The 16,919-nt window shown below is 56.5% G+C and carries 19 protein-coding genes; 9 read left to right on the top strand and 10 right to left on the bottom strand.

Going from position 1 to position 16,919, the window contains the following annotated elements; all coding sequences use genetic code 11:
• A partial coding sequence (locus ABF824_RS05940; protein WP_415487010.1) for an ABC transporter substrate-binding protein occupies nt 1-482 on the bottom strand: 482 nt, incomplete at its 3' end.
• Between the two features lie 190 nt (nt 483-672).
• Between ABF824_RS05940 and ABF824_RS05935 the strand changes: the two genes are divergently transcribed.
• From ABF824_RS05935 to ABF824_RS05920, 4 genes are all read left to right on the top strand, one after another.
• Nucleotides 673-1,188 carry a DUF2165 family protein gene (locus ABF824_RS05935; RefSeq protein ID WP_415487008.1) on the top strand — a complete coding sequence of 172 codons (516 nt, stop codon included), beginning with the start codon at nt 673-675 and terminating at the stop codon, nt 1,186-1,188.
• A 41-nt stretch (nt 1,189-1,229) separates the two neighbouring features.
• Nucleotides 1,230-2,021 carry an ABC transporter ATP-binding protein gene (locus ABF824_RS05930; RefSeq protein ID WP_415487006.1) on the top strand — a complete coding sequence of 264 codons (792 nt, stop codon included), beginning with the start codon at nt 1,230-1,232 and terminating at the stop codon, nt 2,019-2,021.
• 3 nt (nt 2,022-2,024) lie between these two features.
• Nucleotides 2,025-2,795: an ABC transporter permease gene (locus tag ABF824_RS05925; protein ID WP_415487004.1), complete on the top strand. Its 771-nt coding sequence runs from the start codon at nt 2,025-2,027 to the stop codon at nt 2,793-2,795.
• Between the two features lie 200 nt (nt 2,796-2,995).
• Nucleotides 2,996-4,000 (top strand): isopenicillin N synthase family dioxygenase, encoded by a 1,005-nt coding sequence (locus ABF824_RS05920; RefSeq protein WP_415487002.1) that lies wholly within the window; start codon nt 2,996-2,998, stop codon nt 3,998-4,000.
• A gap of 91 nt (nt 4,001-4,091) precedes the next feature.
• Here the strand turns inward: ABF824_RS05920 and ABF824_RS05915 are convergent, their stop codons facing one another.
• From ABF824_RS05915 to speB, 9 genes are all read right to left on the bottom strand, one after another.
• Nucleotides 4,092-5,540 carry a hypothetical protein gene (locus ABF824_RS05915; protein ID WP_415487000.1) on the bottom strand — a complete coding sequence of 483 codons (1,449 nt, stop codon included), beginning with the start codon at nt 5,538-5,540 and terminating at the stop codon, nt 4,092-4,094.
• A 117-nt stretch (nt 5,541-5,657) separates the two neighbouring features.
• Complete coding sequence (ureG, locus tag ABF824_RS05910) at nt 5,658-6,272, bottom strand: urease accessory protein UreG (protein WP_415486998.1); 615 nt, start codon at nt 6,270-6,272, stop codon at nt 5,658-5,660.
• Nucleotides 6,269-6,952: an urease accessory protein UreF gene (locus tag ABF824_RS05905; protein ID WP_415487020.1), complete on the bottom strand. Its 684-nt coding sequence runs from the start codon at nt 6,950-6,952 to the stop codon at nt 6,269-6,271. The genes ureG and ABF824_RS05905 overlap by 4 nt, the downstream gene beginning before the upstream one ends.
• On the bottom strand, nt 6,945-7,448 hold the full coding sequence (locus ABF824_RS05900; protein WP_415486996.1) for an urease accessory protein UreE: 504 nt from the start codon (nt 7,446-7,448) through the stop codon (nt 6,945-6,947). Before ABF824_RS05900 ends, ABF824_RS05905 begins: the two co-directional genes overlap by 8 nt.
• Nucleotides 7,448-9,154 (bottom strand): urease subunit alpha, encoded by a 1,707-nt coding sequence (ureC, locus tag ABF824_RS05895; RefSeq protein ID WP_415486994.1) that lies wholly within the window; start codon nt 9,152-9,154, stop codon nt 7,448-7,450. Before ureC ends, ABF824_RS05900 begins: the two co-directional genes overlap by 1 nt.
• Nucleotides 9,151-9,495, bottom strand: a complete 345-nt coding sequence (locus ABF824_RS05890; protein WP_415486992.1) for an urease subunit beta — start codon at nt 9,493-9,495, stop codon at nt 9,151-9,153. The genes ureC and ABF824_RS05890 overlap by 4 nt, the downstream gene beginning before the upstream one ends.
• The gene (locus ABF824_RS05885) at nt 9,479-9,781 is read right to left on the bottom strand and encodes an urease subunit gamma (RefSeq protein WP_415486990.1); all 303 of its coding nucleotides are present in this window, start codon (nt 9,779-9,781) and stop codon (nt 9,479-9,481) included. The genes ABF824_RS05890 and ABF824_RS05885 overlap by 17 nt, the downstream gene beginning before the upstream one ends.
• Nucleotides 9,782-9,809: 28 nt before the next feature.
• Nucleotides 9,810-10,631 (bottom strand): urease accessory protein UreD, encoded by an 822-nt coding sequence (locus ABF824_RS05880; RefSeq protein ID WP_415486988.1) that lies wholly within the window; start codon nt 10,629-10,631, stop codon nt 9,810-9,812.
• 70 nt (nt 10,632-10,701) lie between these two features.
• Nucleotides 10,702-11,763, bottom strand: a complete 1,062-nt coding sequence (gene speB / locus ABF824_RS05875) for an agmatinase (protein WP_415486986.1) — start codon at nt 11,761-11,763, stop codon at nt 10,702-10,704.
• Between the two features lie 272 nt (nt 11,764-12,035).
• On the opposite strand from speB, the gene ABF824_RS05870 reads away from it, so the two are divergent.
• From ABF824_RS05870 to ABF824_RS05850, 5 genes are all read left to right on the top strand, one after another.
• Nucleotides 12,036-13,535 (top strand): purine-cytosine permease family protein, encoded by a 1,500-nt coding sequence (locus tag ABF824_RS05870; protein ID WP_415486984.1) that lies wholly within the window; start codon nt 12,036-12,038, stop codon nt 13,533-13,535.
• 166 nt (nt 13,536-13,701) lie between these two features.
• Nucleotides 13,702-14,352, top strand: coding sequence for a guanylate kinase (gene gmk / locus ABF824_RS05865; protein ID WP_415486982.1), 651 nt, complete (start codon nt 13,702-13,704; stop codon nt 14,350-14,352).
• 7 nt (nt 14,353-14,359) lie between these two features.
• Nucleotides 14,360-15,796 carry a bifunctional D-glycero-beta-D-manno-heptose-7-phosphate kinase/D-glycero-beta-D-manno-heptose 1-phosphate adenylyltransferase HldE gene (hldE, locus tag ABF824_RS05860; RefSeq protein ID WP_415486980.1) on the top strand — a complete coding sequence of 479 codons (1,437 nt, stop codon included), beginning with the start codon at nt 14,360-14,362 and terminating at the stop codon, nt 15,794-15,796.
• Nucleotides 15,797-15,955: 159 nt separating this feature from the next.
• Nucleotides 15,956-16,645 carry a dienelactone hydrolase family protein gene (locus ABF824_RS05855; protein WP_415486978.1) on the top strand — a complete coding sequence of 230 codons (690 nt, stop codon included), beginning with the start codon at nt 15,956-15,958 and terminating at the stop codon, nt 16,643-16,645.
• Between the two features lie 28 nt (nt 16,646-16,673).
• Entirely contained in the window at nt 16,674-16,871 is a 198-nt protein-coding gene (locus ABF824_RS05850; RefSeq protein WP_415486976.1) for a hypothetical protein, read from the top strand.
• Nucleotides 16,872-16,919 lie beyond the last annotated feature (48 nt).

The following is a 16,919-nucleotide window of genomic DNA, read 5'->3' as shown; positions in this document are numbered from 1 at the left end:
GGCTGTGCCTGCGACGGGCTGTACCCATATTTCTTGCACAGCCAGCCCCAATACGAGGCATGCGCCGGACTGGAAATGAGAATGGGGTGTCCTTTGAGTTGCGCCAGATCCGTGATCGACTCATGCGTCATCAGCCCCTGCAGGTCATGCTGAAAAGAACTCATGACCGTCAGAAGAGGCATACCGCCCTGTACACCGCGAAGAGTCTGGAAATCGTAGCCCGTCACGAAATCGGCGCGTCCAGCCGTCAGAAGCTGCATGGTGTTGACCTGTGGACCGCCCATGTCGATCTGAACATCAAGCCCCTGATCGGCGTAGAACCCCTTGGCCACGGCCTGATAGAATCCCCCCACTTCCGCCTGCGCAAACCAGGAGAGAACAAGCTTTACAGGAGTAGCCTCTTTCGCGAAGGCGCGTGGCGTCACAACCGAAGTCGCAGCCATCGCCGCCGTCTTGAGAAACGTGCGCCGTGAAAAAATCATCTTATCTCCTGCGGAAGGGCTAATCTGTTCTCGTGTCGATATGATTGCCATACTCTGACTTTTTTAGAAGTAATGAATTAAGGGAACGATCCGTTGCTTTTTTTGCGTCGAACACCCCCTTGATTTGCCAATCGTGCGTGTGGCCATAATTACGAAAGCGTTTCAATTCGGCGCACGAAACAGGCGAGTCATGTGTTCTTCTGCGACAGTCTCATCAAGCGAATATACCGGGAGGCTGGCCAAGACCATCATGGTCGGATGCCTGTCCGCTTTCGGCCTTGTCGTGGCGCTGAACAATGTGACGGATTACAATTCGAACTTCATGTTCGTGCGTCATGTCCTCAGCATGGATACGACCTTCCCCGGCAACGCCCTTATGTGGCGGGCGGTTTCCGCGCCATGGAAATGGCATCTTTTCTATAGTCTCATCATCATGGCTGAAGCCGCGACGGGCCTCCTGTTTCTGGCTGCAACAGTAGCCATGGCCCGTGTCCTCCGCGCGGATGGCGCGACTTTCCGCAACGCGAAGAAACTTGTTCCATTAGGGGCCGCACTGGGATTTCTGGTGTGGTTCTTTGGATTTTCTGTTGTAGGCGCGGAATGGTTTCTGATGTGGCAATCAGCCTCATGGAATGGCCAGCAGCCAGCCTTCCGATTTTTCATCACCATTCTCGCCGTCTGCATTTACGTCCAGCAGCCGGAATAAAGCGGTCGATCTCTTGATCAGGCCAGCAGGATCATCAAAACATGCGGGAAAATGTTGTCAGTCTTCGGGCCATTGAAAAGGTCTTTCCAAATGGCACGAGAGGGCTTTCCCCACTCGATCTGGAGATCGAAAAAGGCGAACTCGTCAGCCTGATTGGGCCGTCCGGCTGCGGTAAAAGCACATTGCTGAAAGTCATCGCCAATCTACACACGCCAACCGCAGGTGACGTGCGCTGGTGGGGCAGGAATTTCGACCATGTGGGTAAAGACGGCAGCCGGTTGGCGTTCGTGTTTCAGGAGCCCACACTTATGCCGTGGGCTGATACCACTACCAATGTCAGACTGCCGCTTGATCTCGACGGTGTTCCTTATACGGAGGCAATGACACGGGTTCCGGCAGCCCTTCAGACAGTCGGTCTCTCCCATGTGGCCAACCGATTTCCGGCGCAGCTTTCCGGCGGCATGAAAATGCGCGTCTCGATCGCTCGTGCACTCGTCACCCGCCCCAATCTGCTGCTCATGGATGAGCCTTTCGGCGCACTCGACGAAATGACGCGCAACAAACTTGATGAGGACATGGCGCGACTGTGCGCAGAGGAGCACCTGACCATGCTCTTCGTCACACACTCTCTTTATGAAGCGGCTTTTCTGTCCACTCGCGTCATCATCATGGCTGCACATCCCGGGCGTATCTTTGCCGAATACCATATCGATCCCGGCATCCAGCGTGATGAAAGTTTCCGTATGAGCAACCAGTTTGCCGAAATCTGTCGCGATCTGAACCGTCTTCTCGGCGAGGCATCCCACGCCAGCGCTCTGGAAATGGCGAACTGAGTCATGAACATCCGGCTCATCTCCTTCTGCGCGCCTTTCTTTCTCGGCATCTTCGTGCTGCTGCTCTGGCAGGGCATCTGCCGCCTATGGCACATCCCGCCGTATCTGATGCCCGCCCCCACCGACATAGCCGCCGCGTTCGCACGCGACTGGCCGGTGCTCCTGCACGCTCTCGTCAGCACGCTTCAGGTCACATTCGCAGCCCTGCTGATTTCCATTGTCCTTGGCACATGCGTCGCTTTTCTGCTCGTGCAGAGTCCTCTCATAGAGCGAAGCCTGATGCCCTATGTTGTGCTGATGCAGGTTACCCCTGTGGTCGCAGTCGCCCCTCTGATCATCATTCTTGTCAAGAACACACAGTTCGCACTCATTGTCTGCGCGGCCCTCATTGCCATATTCCCGGTCATTTCCAACACACTTCAGGGATTACGCAGTGTCGATCCGGGCCTTGAATCCTTCTTCCGGATGCACAAAGCGTCACGCTGGCAACTTCTGATACGTCTGCGCATTCCCAGCGCCCTGCCCATGTTTCTCGCCGGGCTACAGATTTCCAGCGGGCTGGCGCTTGTTGGCGCGGTTGTCGCTGAATTCGTGGCTGGGACAGGGGGAAACAGTGCTGGCCTTGCCTACGAGATTCTTCAATCCGGCTTTCAGATGGATATTCCCCGCATGTTCGCGGCTCTCGCCCTCATCACGGTGGCTGGTCTTGCTCTTTACATGGCTACAGCACAGTTGCGCACGCATCTGCTCCGGCGCTGGTCAGGTGGATTCTAAAAAACCGTTGACTATACGTTATGTTCTTTAGTAAAGTGAAAAGGCAGAGTAGAAGCGGTCGGAGTAAAAATTTGCTCTGGGCATTGCTCCGTCATGTCGGTGTTCCGTGCACATGATGGTTTCCGCTTCTCTGGGTCTCCTCATGCTCGTGACACTGACAATTCGGTTGAAACGTCACTCATCTTGCCGAGGAGCCTGCCATGAGCAGCATCGAAAAACCCGCTTCTTCCTACGCTCTTGAAGAACTGAATCGCGAAGCAACCATCGGTTCGATGGGAACCACTAGCGAACGCTCCATTCCCTGCATAGACATGTCAGATTTCGAAGTTCGGAAATCTGAAATTGCCGATGCCCTGTGGGATGCTGCCACCGTGCATGGTTTCTTTCAGGTCACCAATCACGGTGTCAGTATTGAAGAGGTCGATAACGCGTTTGCAACCGCACGCCGTTTTTTCGATCTCCCCATGGAGAAGAAAGAAAAACTTCTCAAGAAACCAACAGTAAACGCAGGCTGGGAATACCGTTCGCAGGTTCGCCCATCGACCGGCACTCCCGACAATAAAGAGTCCTATCAGATTACATTGCCAGAAATGGCAGGACTGTGGCCCGATGAAGCCGACCTTCCCGGTTTTCACGCCGCCATGACCAAATTTGAAAAAGACAACTGGCGTCTGGCGATGCAGATTCTTTCCTGCTTCGCTCTCAAACTTGGTTTCAATGAGGATTTCTTCGAGAAAAACTGCGAACGGTCTTCACCCGGCTATCAATGCACACTGCGGCTTATTCATTACATGAGCATGGAAAATGCAAAGCCGGAGGATTTCAAACATTGGCGCGCTGGCGCCCATTCCGACTTTGATTGCCTGACGCTTCTGCATCTTCGGGAGGGTGAAGGCGGCCTGCAGGTCTGTCCCGGAGCAGAAATGGACTCTCATGCATGGACCGAGGTAACCCCGGTTGCGGGCGCTGTCACCTGCAATATCGGTGACATGCTGATGCGCTGGAGCGATGACAAACTGAAGTCCACCCTACACCGTGTTCGTATGCCGCAACCGGGCGAATATCTCGGCCCACGGCTCTCAATTCCGTTCTTCTGTCAGGCCAACCGTGAAGCTGTCATTGAAGGACCGGAAAAGAAATACAAACCCATAACCGCAGAAGCCTATATTTACGAAAGACTGCATGCCAACTTCGTAAAACGTTGAACTGATAGGAAAATCAAACGGCATTCCATGTTTTCGGAATGCCGTTTTTTGACTTTCGTCTACAAAAAAAACAGTCCAAATACTGGATGAATCAGTCTGAGTGCAGTGTTTCCAGACATTCACTGTACCGGATCATGGCGTCCAGCTTCCAGTCGTAAGCCCCCACCCCTCCAGCAAAATGCAGTATCGGAAACTGTTCGATGCTATAGCAATATTCCTCCAGTTCTTCATCCGAAACGTGTCGTTTTCCCATATCGAAATTACGAACGTTGGCCGTCAGAATATCCGGAGAAGGCTTTTCCAGCTTATGCAGAACATAATTCGCGGCAGGCTGGTCGAAACAACGCATAATGTTGCGCCCATCGAACATTTCGCTCTGCTGGATAATGACATTGCGAACCTGTCTGAGTGTAGAACTTGCGTGAACCTTATCGATGAACAGTAATATGCCGGTTGTGAAGCCAAACGCCGGATCTGACGTCACGGAATCATCTTCCTGAAAAAGCTCTCTTCCATAATAAGGTTCATCCATCGGCTTGGACGTTTCCTTTGTCACATGGAAAAGCGTTTCCCTCTTTCGTATCGCCTGTTCAAAAACAACAGAAATTTCGTTCTGAATTATAATATCCGTATCAAGGTAAAGAATCGGCTGATAATGGTCGAAATATTCGAACATCGAAATATCAAACCGAGCAGACATATAATCTATATTGTCCAGAGGCAGATAAGGAAGGATCGTGACTTCCCTGGCTGTATCTGGATAGTCCTTCTCAATGGCATCAACTGAACGTTCAGTCAGGACCGCAATCGCACCATCATATTTTCCGTATTTTCTCAGGGACTTTACAGAAATATCGAGGCACCGAAATCCTTCCTCCTTGCCGAAGGAACAAAAATAGACAAGTGGTCGATACAGTATCAGAGAATCCTGCCGCCATTTTGCATGAGAAAATCGCAACGACTTGAAAAAAGTTTCTTTCCCGGCACTATCGAGAAGGTCGGTTAGACTGACGGAAATCTTTCCTATTCTTACCTTCATTTCCTCACCAAAGGTGATGTGGTCAGAAGAAATAAGTGCATCCTGCCCGGGCGAGAACCAGTGATTGTTCTTTATGAAAGCGGCCTGAGCGAACCGCGTCTCATCAAGAAGAAGATACTGCTCCCAGGTTATCGCCCGCGTTTCATGAAAGCGGATCAATCCTTCCGGCTTTGTGCTCAGAAACAGGCCATTTATCTTGAAGGCATAAATATCAGGGTGTGACGTCACCCAAACATGCTGAATTTTATTGGGAAAGACCGCCCCCGTCCCTGCATGCAGCTTTCCGTCGGTGCCCGGCTCAGCCGCAAACCATGTGCTGCCGTCTTCACCCCGTAGTTCAAAGCGTGCACTTCCATTCGTCAGAAGGACGACACGAACATCCGGTTCTTTTCCATCAAAAGGACGAGCTCTGACTTCATTGAGCTCCCGATCATAGTCAAGAATCCCACCCCAATGAGTCAGAAGATAGGAATGGGAGCACTCAACCAGATTTTCCAGCATTGGGCGGCCTTAATTCATTTCAAAAAAAATCTCTGGCACCATATTGCAGATTTTTTCTTTCTCCAATGAACCAAGTTGTCTCCGTTGCCCGAGGAAGCTCTTAACTGCCTCACATATTCACAGACCGCCCTGCTCAATGATGAATCGGGCGATGTCTTCAACGCCTTCACCCGCACGAATATTGGTGAACACGAATGGCCGTTTTCCGCGCATCTTGCGGCTATCACGGTCCATGACGCCAAGATCGGCCCCCACATATGGCGCCAGATCAATCTTGTTGATCACCAGCAGATCACTGCGCGTGATGCCCGGGCCACCTTTGCGTGGAATTTTGTCACCTGCCGAAACGTCAATCACGTAAATCGTCAGATCTGCCAGTTCGGGACTGAATGTGGCGGCAAGGTTATCACCTCCGCTCTCCACCAGCACGATATCCAGCCCTTCGAAGCGCTCTGTCAGTTCCGCTACGCCGGCAAGATTGATGCTGGCATCCTCGCGGATGGCTGTGTGGGGGCATCCCCCCGTCTCAATCCCCATGATCCGTTCCGCTGGCAACGAACCGGCGCGCGTCAGAAATTCAGCATCTTCGCGCGTGTAGATGTCATTGGTGATGGCGGCGATGTTATATTCCTCACGGAACCGGCGACACAGGGCATCCATGAGAGCCGTCTTGCCTGTGCCAACAGGACCACCGATCCCCACGCGAAGCGGGCCGTTTTTTGCTTTCGTCATGTCCTGAACAGCCTTGTTGTCTGAGTTTCATGATACATCGCCGCGAGATCGGAACCGAAACAGGCCCCTCCGACATCGTCGAGCGTCAATTTCTGCGCGTCACGCACAATTTGCAGAAGCACTGTTTCCAGTCGCGCCAAAGCACGTAGCCCATCCGTTTGTCCCAGTGGCACCAGGCGCACTGCAGCCGAAACAAGGGCTGCTATGGCAGTATATCCTCCCGCCAGCATCGCCTGTTCCCGACTCACGCCACCGCGACCGAATACAGCGCCCTGCGCCACCGGCAATGGCCAGCGGACACCGGAAAGATCATTTTTGTCAGGCGTGACATTCCACACGGATGCTGCCTTCAAAAACGCCTCTCCCTGATAAACCGTTTCTTCGAACCGCTCCCGGGAGGATGCACAGGCAGAGGCAAAAGCGGCAATCTCGCGCAGTCGCGTCACTTCCTGAGAGGCGTCCCATGCCGCATGAAGAATGATCAGATCATTGCCCAGACTACCATGCCGAAGCAGAGCCTCGATCCAGTCACAGAGAGTGGCGACATCCCCAACATCACCGGTTTCCACCGCCCATTCCAGACCGTGACTATAGGCATAGCCGCCAGTCGGGAATGCGGGAGAAACCCAGGAAAGCAGACGCAGAAAGTCCAGCCCTGCGAATGCAGACCGATCAGTCATGCGAATGGTGGTGGTGATCCGAACCGTGTCCATGATCGTGGTGATGCGCTCCACCAGCAGCACGGGCCGTGTAAGCACCGCTTTCCGGATCGAACGGTGCCTCGACCATATGGATATGCCCACCGAGACCACGGATCATGTCGGCGATAACATGGTCTCGCCGTATCAGAATACGCTTTTCCTGGATTGCCGCGGGCAGATGGCGGTTTCCGATGTGCCACGCGAGCCGGAGCAGATGCAGCGGATCGTGAGCCGTCACTTCCATCAGCTCTTCCGGCAGCGCCTCGACCAGCACGATGCGCCCATCACTCAGCTTCAGTCCGTCGCCGCCCTGCAACAGACGGGCCTGTTCCAGATCAAGCAGCACCTTCTCGCCTGACTGCAACGTCAACATCATGCGACGGCGGTGCCGCCCTTCATAATCCGCAGCGAACAGGTCCGCCTTTTCCGAAACGGACCAGCTTCCTGCTGGAAGAATTTCGATTACATGTGTCATCAGAACAGGAAATACCTCTGCGCCATAGGGAGGATCTCTGCCGGTTCGCAGGTCAGAAGTACGCCGTCTGCACGAACCTCGTAGGTCTCGGGGTCAACCTCGATATGTGGCATCGCATCATTGTGGATCATGCTGCGTTTTCCGATCCCGCCACGCACATTGGAAACGGCGGAAAGGTTGCGGCGCAGGCCGAGCTTCTGCCCGATATCGTCTTCCAGAGCCGCCTGAGAAACAAAAGTCAGGCTTGTGTGCGTCAAAGCGCCACCATAGCCACCGAACATCATGCGTCCATAAACCGGCTGCGGCGTGGGAATGGAGGCGTTTGGATCACCCATCATCGCATAGACAATCGCCCCACCCTTGATGACCATTTCTGGCTTTACGCCGAAAAACGCCGGTTCCCACAGGACGAGGTCAGCCAGCTTTCCGACTTCCACTGATCCCACCTCGTGCGACAGACCGTGCGAAATGGCGGGATTGATGGTGTATTTGGCAATATAGCGTTTGACGCGGGCGTTATCGGCCGCCCCGTCTCCGGGCAATGCGCCCCGCTGGATCTTCATCTTGTGTGCCGTCTGCCATGTGCGCAACGGAACTTCGCCCACACGTCCCATGGCCTGACTGTCGGACGACATCATCGACAACACGCCCATGTCGTGGAAAATATCTTCCGCCGCAATGGTTTCGCGCCGGATGCGACTTTCCGCGAACGCAATATCTTCGGGAATCTGCTGGTCCAGATGATGGCAGACCATCAGCATGTCCAGATGTTCATCCAGCGTGTTGATCGTGTAAGGCCGCGTGGGATTGGTTGAAGAAGGCAGCACGTTAGGCAGACCCGCCACGCGGATGATGTCAGGAGCATGTCCGCCGCCCGCGCCTTCCGTATGGAAAGCATGAATGGTGCGGCCCTTGAACGCCGCGATGGTGTCTTCCACGAACCCGCTTTCGTTAAGCGTGTCCGTATGGATCATCACCTGCACATCCATGCGATCCGCCACGTCCAGACAGCAGTCGATGGCAGCCGGGGTAGAGCCCCAGTCCTCATGCAGCTTCAGGCAGCAGGCACCGGCACGGACCATCTCCTCCAGCGCACCCGGCCGTGAGGCATTCCCCTTTCCGGCGAACGCCAGATTGACGGGAAAGGCATCCGCTGCCTGCAACATGCGCGCAAGATGCCATGGCCCCGGCGTGCAGGTGGTCGCCGCCGTGCCGGTTGCAGGGCCTGTGCCACCTCCCAGCATGGTGGTGATGCCTGATGACAGGGCTTCTTCGATCTGCTGTGGGCAGATGAAATGAATATGACTGTCGATTCCCCCTGCCGTGAGGATTTTTCCCTCGCCAGCGATGATTTCGGTGCCCGGACCAATAACGATATCCACGCCCGGCTGAATGTCGGGATTGCCTGCCTTGCCGATCGCCGCGATCCTGCCATCAAGCAAGGCAACATCCGCCTTGACGATGCCCCAGTGGTCGATGATCAGCGCGTTGGTGATGACGGTGTCCACCGCCCCTTCCGCACGCGAGAGCTGCGACTGCCCCATCCCATCACGGATGGTCTTGCCACCACCGAAACGTGCTTCCTCACCATAAATGGTGAAATCCTTTTCCACTTCCACGAGGAGAGCCGTGTCGGCCAAACGCACCCGATCACCTGTCGTAGGACCGAACTGACCAGCGTAGTCGTAACGGGAAAGGCGCGTCATGTATCTACACTCCCCATCACGTCACCGCGAAATCCGATGACGCGGCGCAAACCCTGTAGCGGCACAAGCGTCACCTCCCGCTCCTGCCCCGGTTCGAAACGGATTGCTCCACCCGAGGGCACGTCCAGACGCCAGCCCAACGCCTGCTCGCGATCAAGCTGAAGCGCCGGATTGACCTCGGCGAAATGATAATGGCTCCCGACCTGCACCGGTCGGTCTCCTGTGTTGGTCACCATGAGCTTGCGGCGCGGCAGACCTTCATTGAGAAGAATATCACCTTCGCCTGCAAGGATTTCTCCGGGAATGGCACCTTCGGGAAGGGGGTCAGCGTATCGGGTCATGCACCGTCACCAGCTTCGTTCCATCGGGGAAAGTCGCTTCCACCTGAACATCGTGAATCATTTCGGGAACACCGGCCATGACCTGCTCCCGTGTCAGCACATGCGCCCCGCTCGCCATCAATGAGGAAACGCTCTGTCCGTCACGGGCCCCCTCCACAACATGTTCGGTGATAAGCGCGATGGCCTCCGGATAATTGAGGCGTACGCCGCGCTCCAGTCTGCCACGCGCCACCATGGCGGCCATCGCCACAAGCAGCTTGTCTTTCTCTCGGGGAGTAAGCTTCATGTCCCGCTCCGTCTCCTTGCTATCCTGCTCATGAACGCCACGTGGCAGGCATGGGCCTGTCGTCCCTCAACACCGGCAGAATACGACGCATCGCCATATCCAGCGGCCAACTGCCCGGCGCGATTGCCCGCAGCACTAGCATGCCATTCCAGGCGGACGCCGCAAAGCTGCCTTCATGGATCTCTTCCAGAAGAGCGCGGACCGCTACAAGACGTTCTTCCGCGTCCGGCGCGATCAGCACCAGTGTAGCGTTCGCCACCTGCCCGTCCGCAACAGCCTTGCGTTTCAGCAGCGCCGCGACATCATCGCTCTCCAGCCGGACCATGTCCTCCAGCAGAAGTTCGCCCGCCCGCCGTACGGACAGACGATCGCGTATATCCAGCCGTTCCACTGTCTCGCCCGAGGCAATACGACCAAAAATCCGGGTTTCAAGAAACAGGAGAGTCGCGGAAGCCGCCATGACGACGTTCACACGACGCCGCATCCGGCTGCCATCAAAATAGATCGTGCCATGAGGGAGCCATTCCAGACGGGCTCCCTCCGCCAATCGGCAGGAAATCTCCATTTCCGCAGCAGGATCATCAGAACGGGCACGGTAGATTCGTTCGGCAGCCTGCGAAGTGACCAGCAGGTCCGTGTCGGGGCCACATTCAATGCGCCCCTCAATCCGGTCACCCGCCGCAATCCCACCGGAGATATTGACCGTCACCGCTTCTAGACTGTCTCCCGCAACACGTGGGAACAGCAGGCGGCAACATCCTCCCTGCTCCAGATCCGCGCGCCGGGTACGAGACCCATCCGCGCGAACAGCCAGCCCGAAATGTCCCCGCGCACGCTGGAGAAGTGTCACAGTCCTGCCTTCCGTCACCAGCAACCAACGCGCACCCTATCGACGGGACGCGCCGGTTCCATACGCGGGATTACGTAGCAGAAGTTCCGCGATCGGACGAAATCCGTCCTGCGACCAGACAGAACTGTTCGAACAGAATCTGCGCGGCGGCATGGGCCGTGTTGGTGGTGGCATCATACTGGGGCGCGACTTCAACCACATCGCCACCGACAATGTTCAGCCCGTCCAGACCACGCAGTAGGTCGAGCGCCTCGCGCGTGGTGAGACCACCGACTTCCGGCGTTCCCGTGCCCGGCGCGAAGCTGGGATCAAGGCAGTCCACGTCGAATGTGATGTAGACCGGACCATCGCCCACCACGCGGCGCACCGTTTCAATGATCGCATCGGTGCCAAGACGCGGCACTTCCTCGCCATGGATCACGGTCATCCCGGATTCCTTCGAGAACTCCCAGAGATATTCCGAAGATCCGCGAATCCCGATCTGCACGCAGCGTTCCGGGTCCAGCACACCCTCCAGCACCGCATGGCGGAATGGGCCGCCATGATGGAATTTCGCGCCTTCATAATCGCCTCCGGTGTCGCAATGCGCGTCGAAATGCACCATGCCGACAGGGCGCTCAGCACCTACCGCTTTAAGGATGGAGTAGCTGATGGAATGGTCCCCACCTACCGAAAGCGGAATCACGCCAGCCTTTACCAGCGGACCATAAAACGCCTGAATGTCCTCGTGCGACTGCGTAAGGCTAAAGCGGCTGCGAAATGGCACATCCCCGATGTCGGCCGCCTTGCACAGAGCCGTGGGAAGCCGGTGCAGAACATGTTCATAAGGACCGATGCGCTCGATATCACGCACCGCCCGGGGACCAAAACGTGAGCCGGAACGGTTGGTCACACCCAGATCCATGGGCACGCCTACAAGCGCCACGTCAATTCCGTCATAATCGGGGGACGCCGACGCATCAGGCAGATAGGGCAATCCGAGCAGGGTCTGCACCCCTGAATAAGGCTTGGAACGTCCCCGTCCGGCAGAGAACTGCCCTTCCGCCACAGCCTTGAATTCAGGATCGAAAATCTCGCTTCCAGCCGTGCCGCCAAATTTCTGGCGCAGAGCGGACAGTTTTTCCTCGTTCATTGGCGTAGGACCTCCGGAACAGAACAGAAACCAGGATGTTCCGTAATCGTTACGGTTTATCCTGATGGCACAGGACCATGACTGCGGAATACGATAAATTCAGAAAAAAATAAGTTCAGTTCACTTCTTTATAAAATATCCGCCGACACCCGCAAATGCCGCCAATAGTCAGGCAATATCACTTCTTTGTTCGAAATCGTATCGTTGCATAAAAAAAATGGATAGGCGCATGATGGACTTACATTGCCGTCAGCAGCCACGGATTCACCGCCATGTCCGTACCCTCTTCCTCCGACACACGCTCTTCCCGAACGGGCCTCGGAAACATCGAGACTCGTTCCATTGATTACGTTCCCGAGAATGAACGTCATGGGCGGGTCGCCGATCAGGGGCCCTTCTGGTTTCTGGGGAATTTCCAGTTCTTCACCATCGCCATCGGCTTTGTCGGACCAAGCATGGGGCTGTCGTTAGGCGCCACCTCAGTCGCCACACTGATCGGCATTCTGTTCGGCACGCTGTTCATGGCTTTCCATGCTTCGCAAGGCGCGGAACTGGGACTGCCGCAGATGATACAGTCCCGCGCGCAGTTCGGCTTTCGGGGCGTGGTGCTGGTGCTGCTTGGCACCCTCGTCACCTTTATTGGCTTCAATGTCGTGGACAGCGTGCTGGTCTCGAACGGACTGCATGGAATCTTCGGGTGGAACGCGACTGCGATCGCTCTCACACTGACATGCATCGCCACCATACTGGCGATCTATGGTCACGACTGCCTGCACACAATCTTCAAATTCTGCTTTTTCGTCTGCCTGCCGCTCTACGTCATTCTCACGGGCGCCATTCTCACCGGTCATGCTGGTGGACATGCCCCCGTTGCCAGCAGTTTTACGTGGACAGCCTTCATCGCCCATATCGCCGCCTGCGCCAGCTACAACATTACCTACGCGCCGTATGTTTCGGATTACTCCCGTTATCTGCCGCGCAACACCAAACCATCTTCCATCATTCTGGCCGTGATGCTGGGCGCGTCGTCGTCCGCCATATGGCTCGTTATCATGGGGGCATGGCTGGCGACACGGATGGGTGCGTCAGACGGTCTTGTCGCTCTGCATGATGCAGGCAACGCCATATTTCCCGGCTTCGGCGCCATTCTGGCGCTCGGTTCGATTTCCGCCATGATCGCGACGATGGGCCTCAACGCCTATAGCTGCATGTTGACCGTGCTGACGGGCGTGGACGCCTTTCACCGCCTTCAACCCACACGAGGCGTGCGCATCGTCACGTTGCTCGTCCTGGCCGTTGTCTGGACGGGAATTTCCCTGCAATGCGGCGACAATGCCATCGGGCTTCTGTTCTCGACCCTGACAATCATGCTCTACCTGCTGGTCCCTTGGACCGCCGTAAATCTGGTGGATTATTTCCTTGTCCGCCGAGGCCATTACGCCATCACCAATCTCTTCACACCCGGAGGCATTTACGGCCAGTGGGAATGGCGCGGCGTCGCGGCCTATCTGATCGGATTTGTCGCCACCATTCCGTTCTTCGTGCTGCCTGAGATGTATACCGGCCCCATCGCCCACATGCTGGGCGGCGTGGATATTGGCTGGCTCGTCGGGCTTCTGGTGTCTGGCACGAGCTACGCCCTCATGTGCCGGTCCTTTGATCCGGCAGTCGAAAAAGCAGCTATTGATAAGAGTGAAGAAACTCTACGCGTGCTCACTCTCAATGCTAGCCCTCCTGAAGAACGGGCTCTTCCTGTGGGTGAACTGGCCTGAAGAGCAATTGGCGATGGCGGCTCTAGCGACAGGTCAGAAGATTGATTTTGTTTGTTTTTCAAAATTCGTGACACGTTAAGGACCGGCTGCTAAAACGTCGCCACCGTTGCCGCCCGAAACGAACGGAGTGGCTTCCGGTTACGGCAGGGAGGCTCAGGACGCCGACATGACACGCACGGGAACGACCGCCACGGCACCCATAACGCGGCGGGGCGTCTGCCTTGTCATTTCCGCTCCATCCGGCGCCGGAAAATCCACTATCGCCAACGCGCTGCGCGCCGCCGACCCCCGGTTGAAGCATTCGGTGTCGATCACCACGCGCGCTCCCCGTCCCGGTGAAACGGATGGCGTTCACTATCATTTCCGTTCCATGGATCAGTTCAAAACCATGGCCGAGCAGGGCGAACTGCTGGAATGGGCTACCGTTTTCGGACGCGGCTATGGAACGCCCCGCGCTCCGGTCGAAGACGCACTCGCCGCTGGTTATGACATGGTGTTTGACATCGACTGGCAGGGACACCGCCAGATCCGGACAGCCCTTCCCGCCGATGTGGTGAGCCTTTTCGTGCTGCCCCCATCACTGCCCGAACTTGAGCGTCGCCTTACGGGTCGCGCCTCCGATGCCCCTGAGGAAATCCGTCGCCGCATGGATGCGGCGCTGGCCGAGATTTCCCACTGGCAGGAATTTGACCACGTAATCGTCAACAATGAGCTTGATCGCGCCATTGACGAGACGCGCGCCATCCTGACGGCCGCGCGACTGCGCACCCCGCGCCAGACGGGACTGAATGATTTCATCGCAAGTTTTCTGGGCTGACAGGATCATGGATTTTTCCAATATCACCGTCCTCTGTGTGGGCGATGTCATGCTCGACCGTTTCGTTTATGGCGAAATGGAGCGGATTTCTCCGGAAGCGCCAGTGCCGGTCCTGCTGCTCAAGGAGCGTCGTGAGATGCCGGGCGGTGCGGGCAATGTCGCCAGCAACATCATCTCGCTGGGTGGACGCGCTGTCCTGATCGGCCTTGTAGGTGAAGACGAAGCCTCCGTGATCCTGCGCGAGGCGCTCCGTCTCCAGAAAACCGGCATTTCCGAAATGCTGGTCGCAAGTTCATTCCGTCCCACCATCTGCAAGACCCGTTTCATTGCGTCCCATCAGCAGGTTGTGCGCGCCGACGAGGAAAGCCGCCTAAAGCTACGGACCGAGGAAGCCGAACTTCTCTGCCGCGCCATTGATGCGCGTCTGGACGAAGCCAACGTCGTCATCCTCTCCGACTATGGCAAGGGTGTCTGCGACAGCATGGTCGTACGACACCTGATCGGAGAAGCGAAACTTCGCGGCATTCCGGTCTTTGTCGACCCGAAGACTTCGGATTTCCGGCACTATCGCGGCGCGACCTGCATTACCCCCAATGCCAAGGAACTGGCGGCAGCTTCCGGCATTTCCGGCACGGATGAAGCCAGTGTCGAACGGGCGGCCCGAAAGGTGATGGCCGAGGCGGAAGCCGATGTCATACTCGCAACCCGCTCGGAAAAAGGCATGATGCTGATCCCTGCCGACGGAGAAGCGGAAGCCGTTCCCGCACGGGCACGCGAAGTGTTTGACGTGTCGGGCGCAGGTGACACCGTTATCGCCACCATGGCGCTGGCCGTTGGTTCCGGCATGCCGTTTCCGGAAGCGATGCGCGTTGCAAACGCAGCCGCTGGCGTGGTGGTGGGCAAGTTGGGCACTGCGACAGCCGATATTCAGGAAGTCACGCGCGAATTACAGGCGGAGGAAACACCGTTAAAATCCCCTCACCTGCTGTCGCTCGATGCTGCAAACCGACAGGTCGAACACTGGAAGTCGCAAGGGCTGACAGTCGGTTTCACAAATGGCTGCTTCGACATCCTTCACCCCGGCCATATCAGCCTGCTGGCGGCAGCCCGTGCGGAATGTGACCGACTGATCGTTGCATTGAACGACGATGCGAGCATCAGGCGCCTGAAGGGCGAAACCCGTCCCATCAACACACTCGAAAGCCGTGCCGCTGTCATGGCGGCTGTCCGCTATGTCGACGCGATTGTCGCTTTTTCAGAGGATACGCCGCAGACTGTCATCAGCCGGCTTCTCCCCGATGTGCTGGTAAAAGGTTCGGACTACAGACCTGAAGATGTCATCGGTGCACCGGAAGTCATCGCGAATGGCGGTCGGCTGTTTCTTGCCGATCTCAAGGCGGGCCATTCTACCACCAGCACCATAGAACGCGCCCGGAAGCACTGATCTCACACGCTCTTATTGTTTCCGGAGCGGTGAGGAACGCATTCTGTCTTCGTGAACGCCTGCATGCCTCCCTCAACTTGCCGCCCCGCAGGCCCGTTGTAAGGTAAGCCATTATCTGCGCCTCCAGCAGACTGTCCCTTATCCTACGAGAGCCTGAACATGAGCACGAACATCACCCTCACGGCCGCCGATGGTCATGAATATTCAGCCTGGCAGGCAGGAGCGCCTGATGCACCGCACGCCCTTGTCGTGGTGCAGGAAATTTTTGGCGTGAATCACAATATTCGTACTGTCGCCAATGAATTTGCCTCTGCCGGCTTTTCCGTGCTGGCCCCCGCCCTGTTTGATCGGGCACGTCGCAACGTCGAACTCGGCTACACGCCAGAGGACGTGCAGGAAGGTCTGGCTCTTCGCGCACAGATCCCCCTGGAAGAAACACTTGCCGACCTGCATGGGTGCGTCACTCATTTTCGGAAACATGCGCCGCACAGGAAAATCGGCATCATCGGCTTCTGCTGGGGCGGCACGCTGGCTTGGGATGCCGCAACGCGCACGCATGATTTTTCCGCTGCGGTCGCCTGGTATGGTGGAGGCATCGCCGCACAGAAAGACGCCAAACCGCACTGCCCCGTGCAACTTCACTTCGGTGGACAAGACACCTCGATCTCTCACCAGGACGTGAGCGCCATCCGCGCCATGCATCCCGACGTCGAAATGTACGTTTACGATGACGCAGGTCATGGGTTTGGAAACAGGGATCGCTCAAGCTTCAATGCAGAGGCCAATCACCTCGCATGGACGCGCAGCATCGCTTTTCTGGAAGCAGGCCTGCACACTGGCGGAAAGTGAAACCAACGGTTCTGCAAGGAGAATGACTATGGAAGGCATGACACCGGAATTTCAGAAACGGCAGACTCCTGTTGCCGGTCTGATTGTCGCTGCCAGCGTGGTGGCGGCCGGAGCGCTTGTATCACTCGCAAAGAAAGTGGCAGGCAAACGTAAGAAGACAGCAGACCCGGTGCCCGCACCAAAACCAACTTCTCCGCCACCTGTGGCTCCGGCGACACCCGCCTGAGCTCTCCAGCAATCCAATATGCGGGATGAAAAAATCCACTTTTCATCC

The sequence above is a fragment of the Acetobacter sp. genome, from assembly GCF_047721705.1.
Taxonomy (GTDB): Bacteria; Pseudomonadota; Alphaproteobacteria; order Acetobacterales; family Acetobacteraceae; genus Acetobacter.
This window is presented reverse-complemented; position numbering and strand designations above follow the sequence as displayed.

Bases quoted from the DNA above. Each gene is read 5' to 3' on its own strand.
- ureG (WP_415486998.1), bottom strand. From the start codon at position 6,272: ATGACGAAAGCAAAAAACGGCCCGCTTCGCGTGGGGATCGGTGGTCCT.
- hldE (WP_415486980.1), top strand. From the start codon at position 14,360: ATGGATTTTTCCAATATCACCGTCCTCTGTGTGGGCGATGTCATGCTC.
- gmk (WP_415486982.1), top strand. From the start codon at position 13,702: ATGACACGCACGGGAACGACCGCCACGGCACCCATAACGCGGCGGGGC.
- ABF824_RS05890 (WP_415486992.1), bottom strand. From the start codon at position 9,495: ATGACCCGATACGCTGACCCCCTTCCCGAAGGTGCCATTCCCGGAGAA.
- ABF824_RS05920 (WP_415487002.1), top strand. From the start codon at position 2,996: ATGAGCAGCATCGAAAAACCCGCTTCTTCCTACGCTCTTGAAGAACTG.
- ABF824_RS05905 (WP_415487020.1), bottom strand. From the start codon at position 6,952: ATGACTGATCGGTCTGCATTCGCAGGGCTGGACTTTCTGCGTCTGCTT.
- ABF824_RS05855 (WP_415486978.1), top strand. From the start codon at position 15,956: ATGAGCACGAACATCACCCTCACGGCCGCCGATGGTCATGAATATTCA.
- ABF824_RS05925 (WP_415487004.1), top strand. From the start codon at position 2,025: ATGAACATCCGGCTCATCTCCTTCTGCGCGCCTTTCTTTCTCGGCATC.
- ABF824_RS05850 (WP_415486976.1), top strand. From the start codon at position 16,674: ATGGAAGGCATGACACCGGAATTTCAGAAACGGCAGACTCCTGTTGCC.
- ABF824_RS05935 (WP_415487008.1), top strand. From the start codon at position 673: ATGTGTTCTTCTGCGACAGTCTCATCAAGCGAATATACCGGGAGGCTG.
- ABF824_RS05915 (WP_415487000.1), bottom strand. From the start codon at position 5,540: ATGCTGGAAAATCTGGTTGAGTGCTCCCATTCCTATCTTCTGACTCAT.
- speB (WP_415486986.1), bottom strand. From the start codon at position 11,763: ATGAACGAGGAAAAACTGTCCGCTCTGCGCCAGAAATTTGGCGGCACG.
- ABF824_RS05900 (WP_415486996.1), bottom strand. From the start codon at position 7,448: ATGACACATGTAATCGAAATTCTTCCAGCAGGAAGCTGGTCCGTTTCG.
- ABF824_RS05885 (WP_415486990.1), bottom strand. From the start codon at position 9,781: ATGAAGCTTACTCCCCGAGAGAAAGACAAGCTGCTTGTGGCGATGGCC.
- ABF824_RS05930 (WP_415487006.1), top strand. From the start codon at position 1,230: ATGCGGGAAAATGTTGTCAGTCTTCGGGCCATTGAAAAGGTCTTTCCA.
- ABF824_RS05870 (WP_415486984.1), top strand. From the start codon at position 12,036: ATGTCCGTACCCTCTTCCTCCGACACACGCTCTTCCCGAACGGGCCTC.
- ureC (WP_415486994.1), bottom strand. From the start codon at position 9,154: ATGACGCGCCTTTCCCGTTACGACTACGCTGGTCAGTTCGGTCCTACG.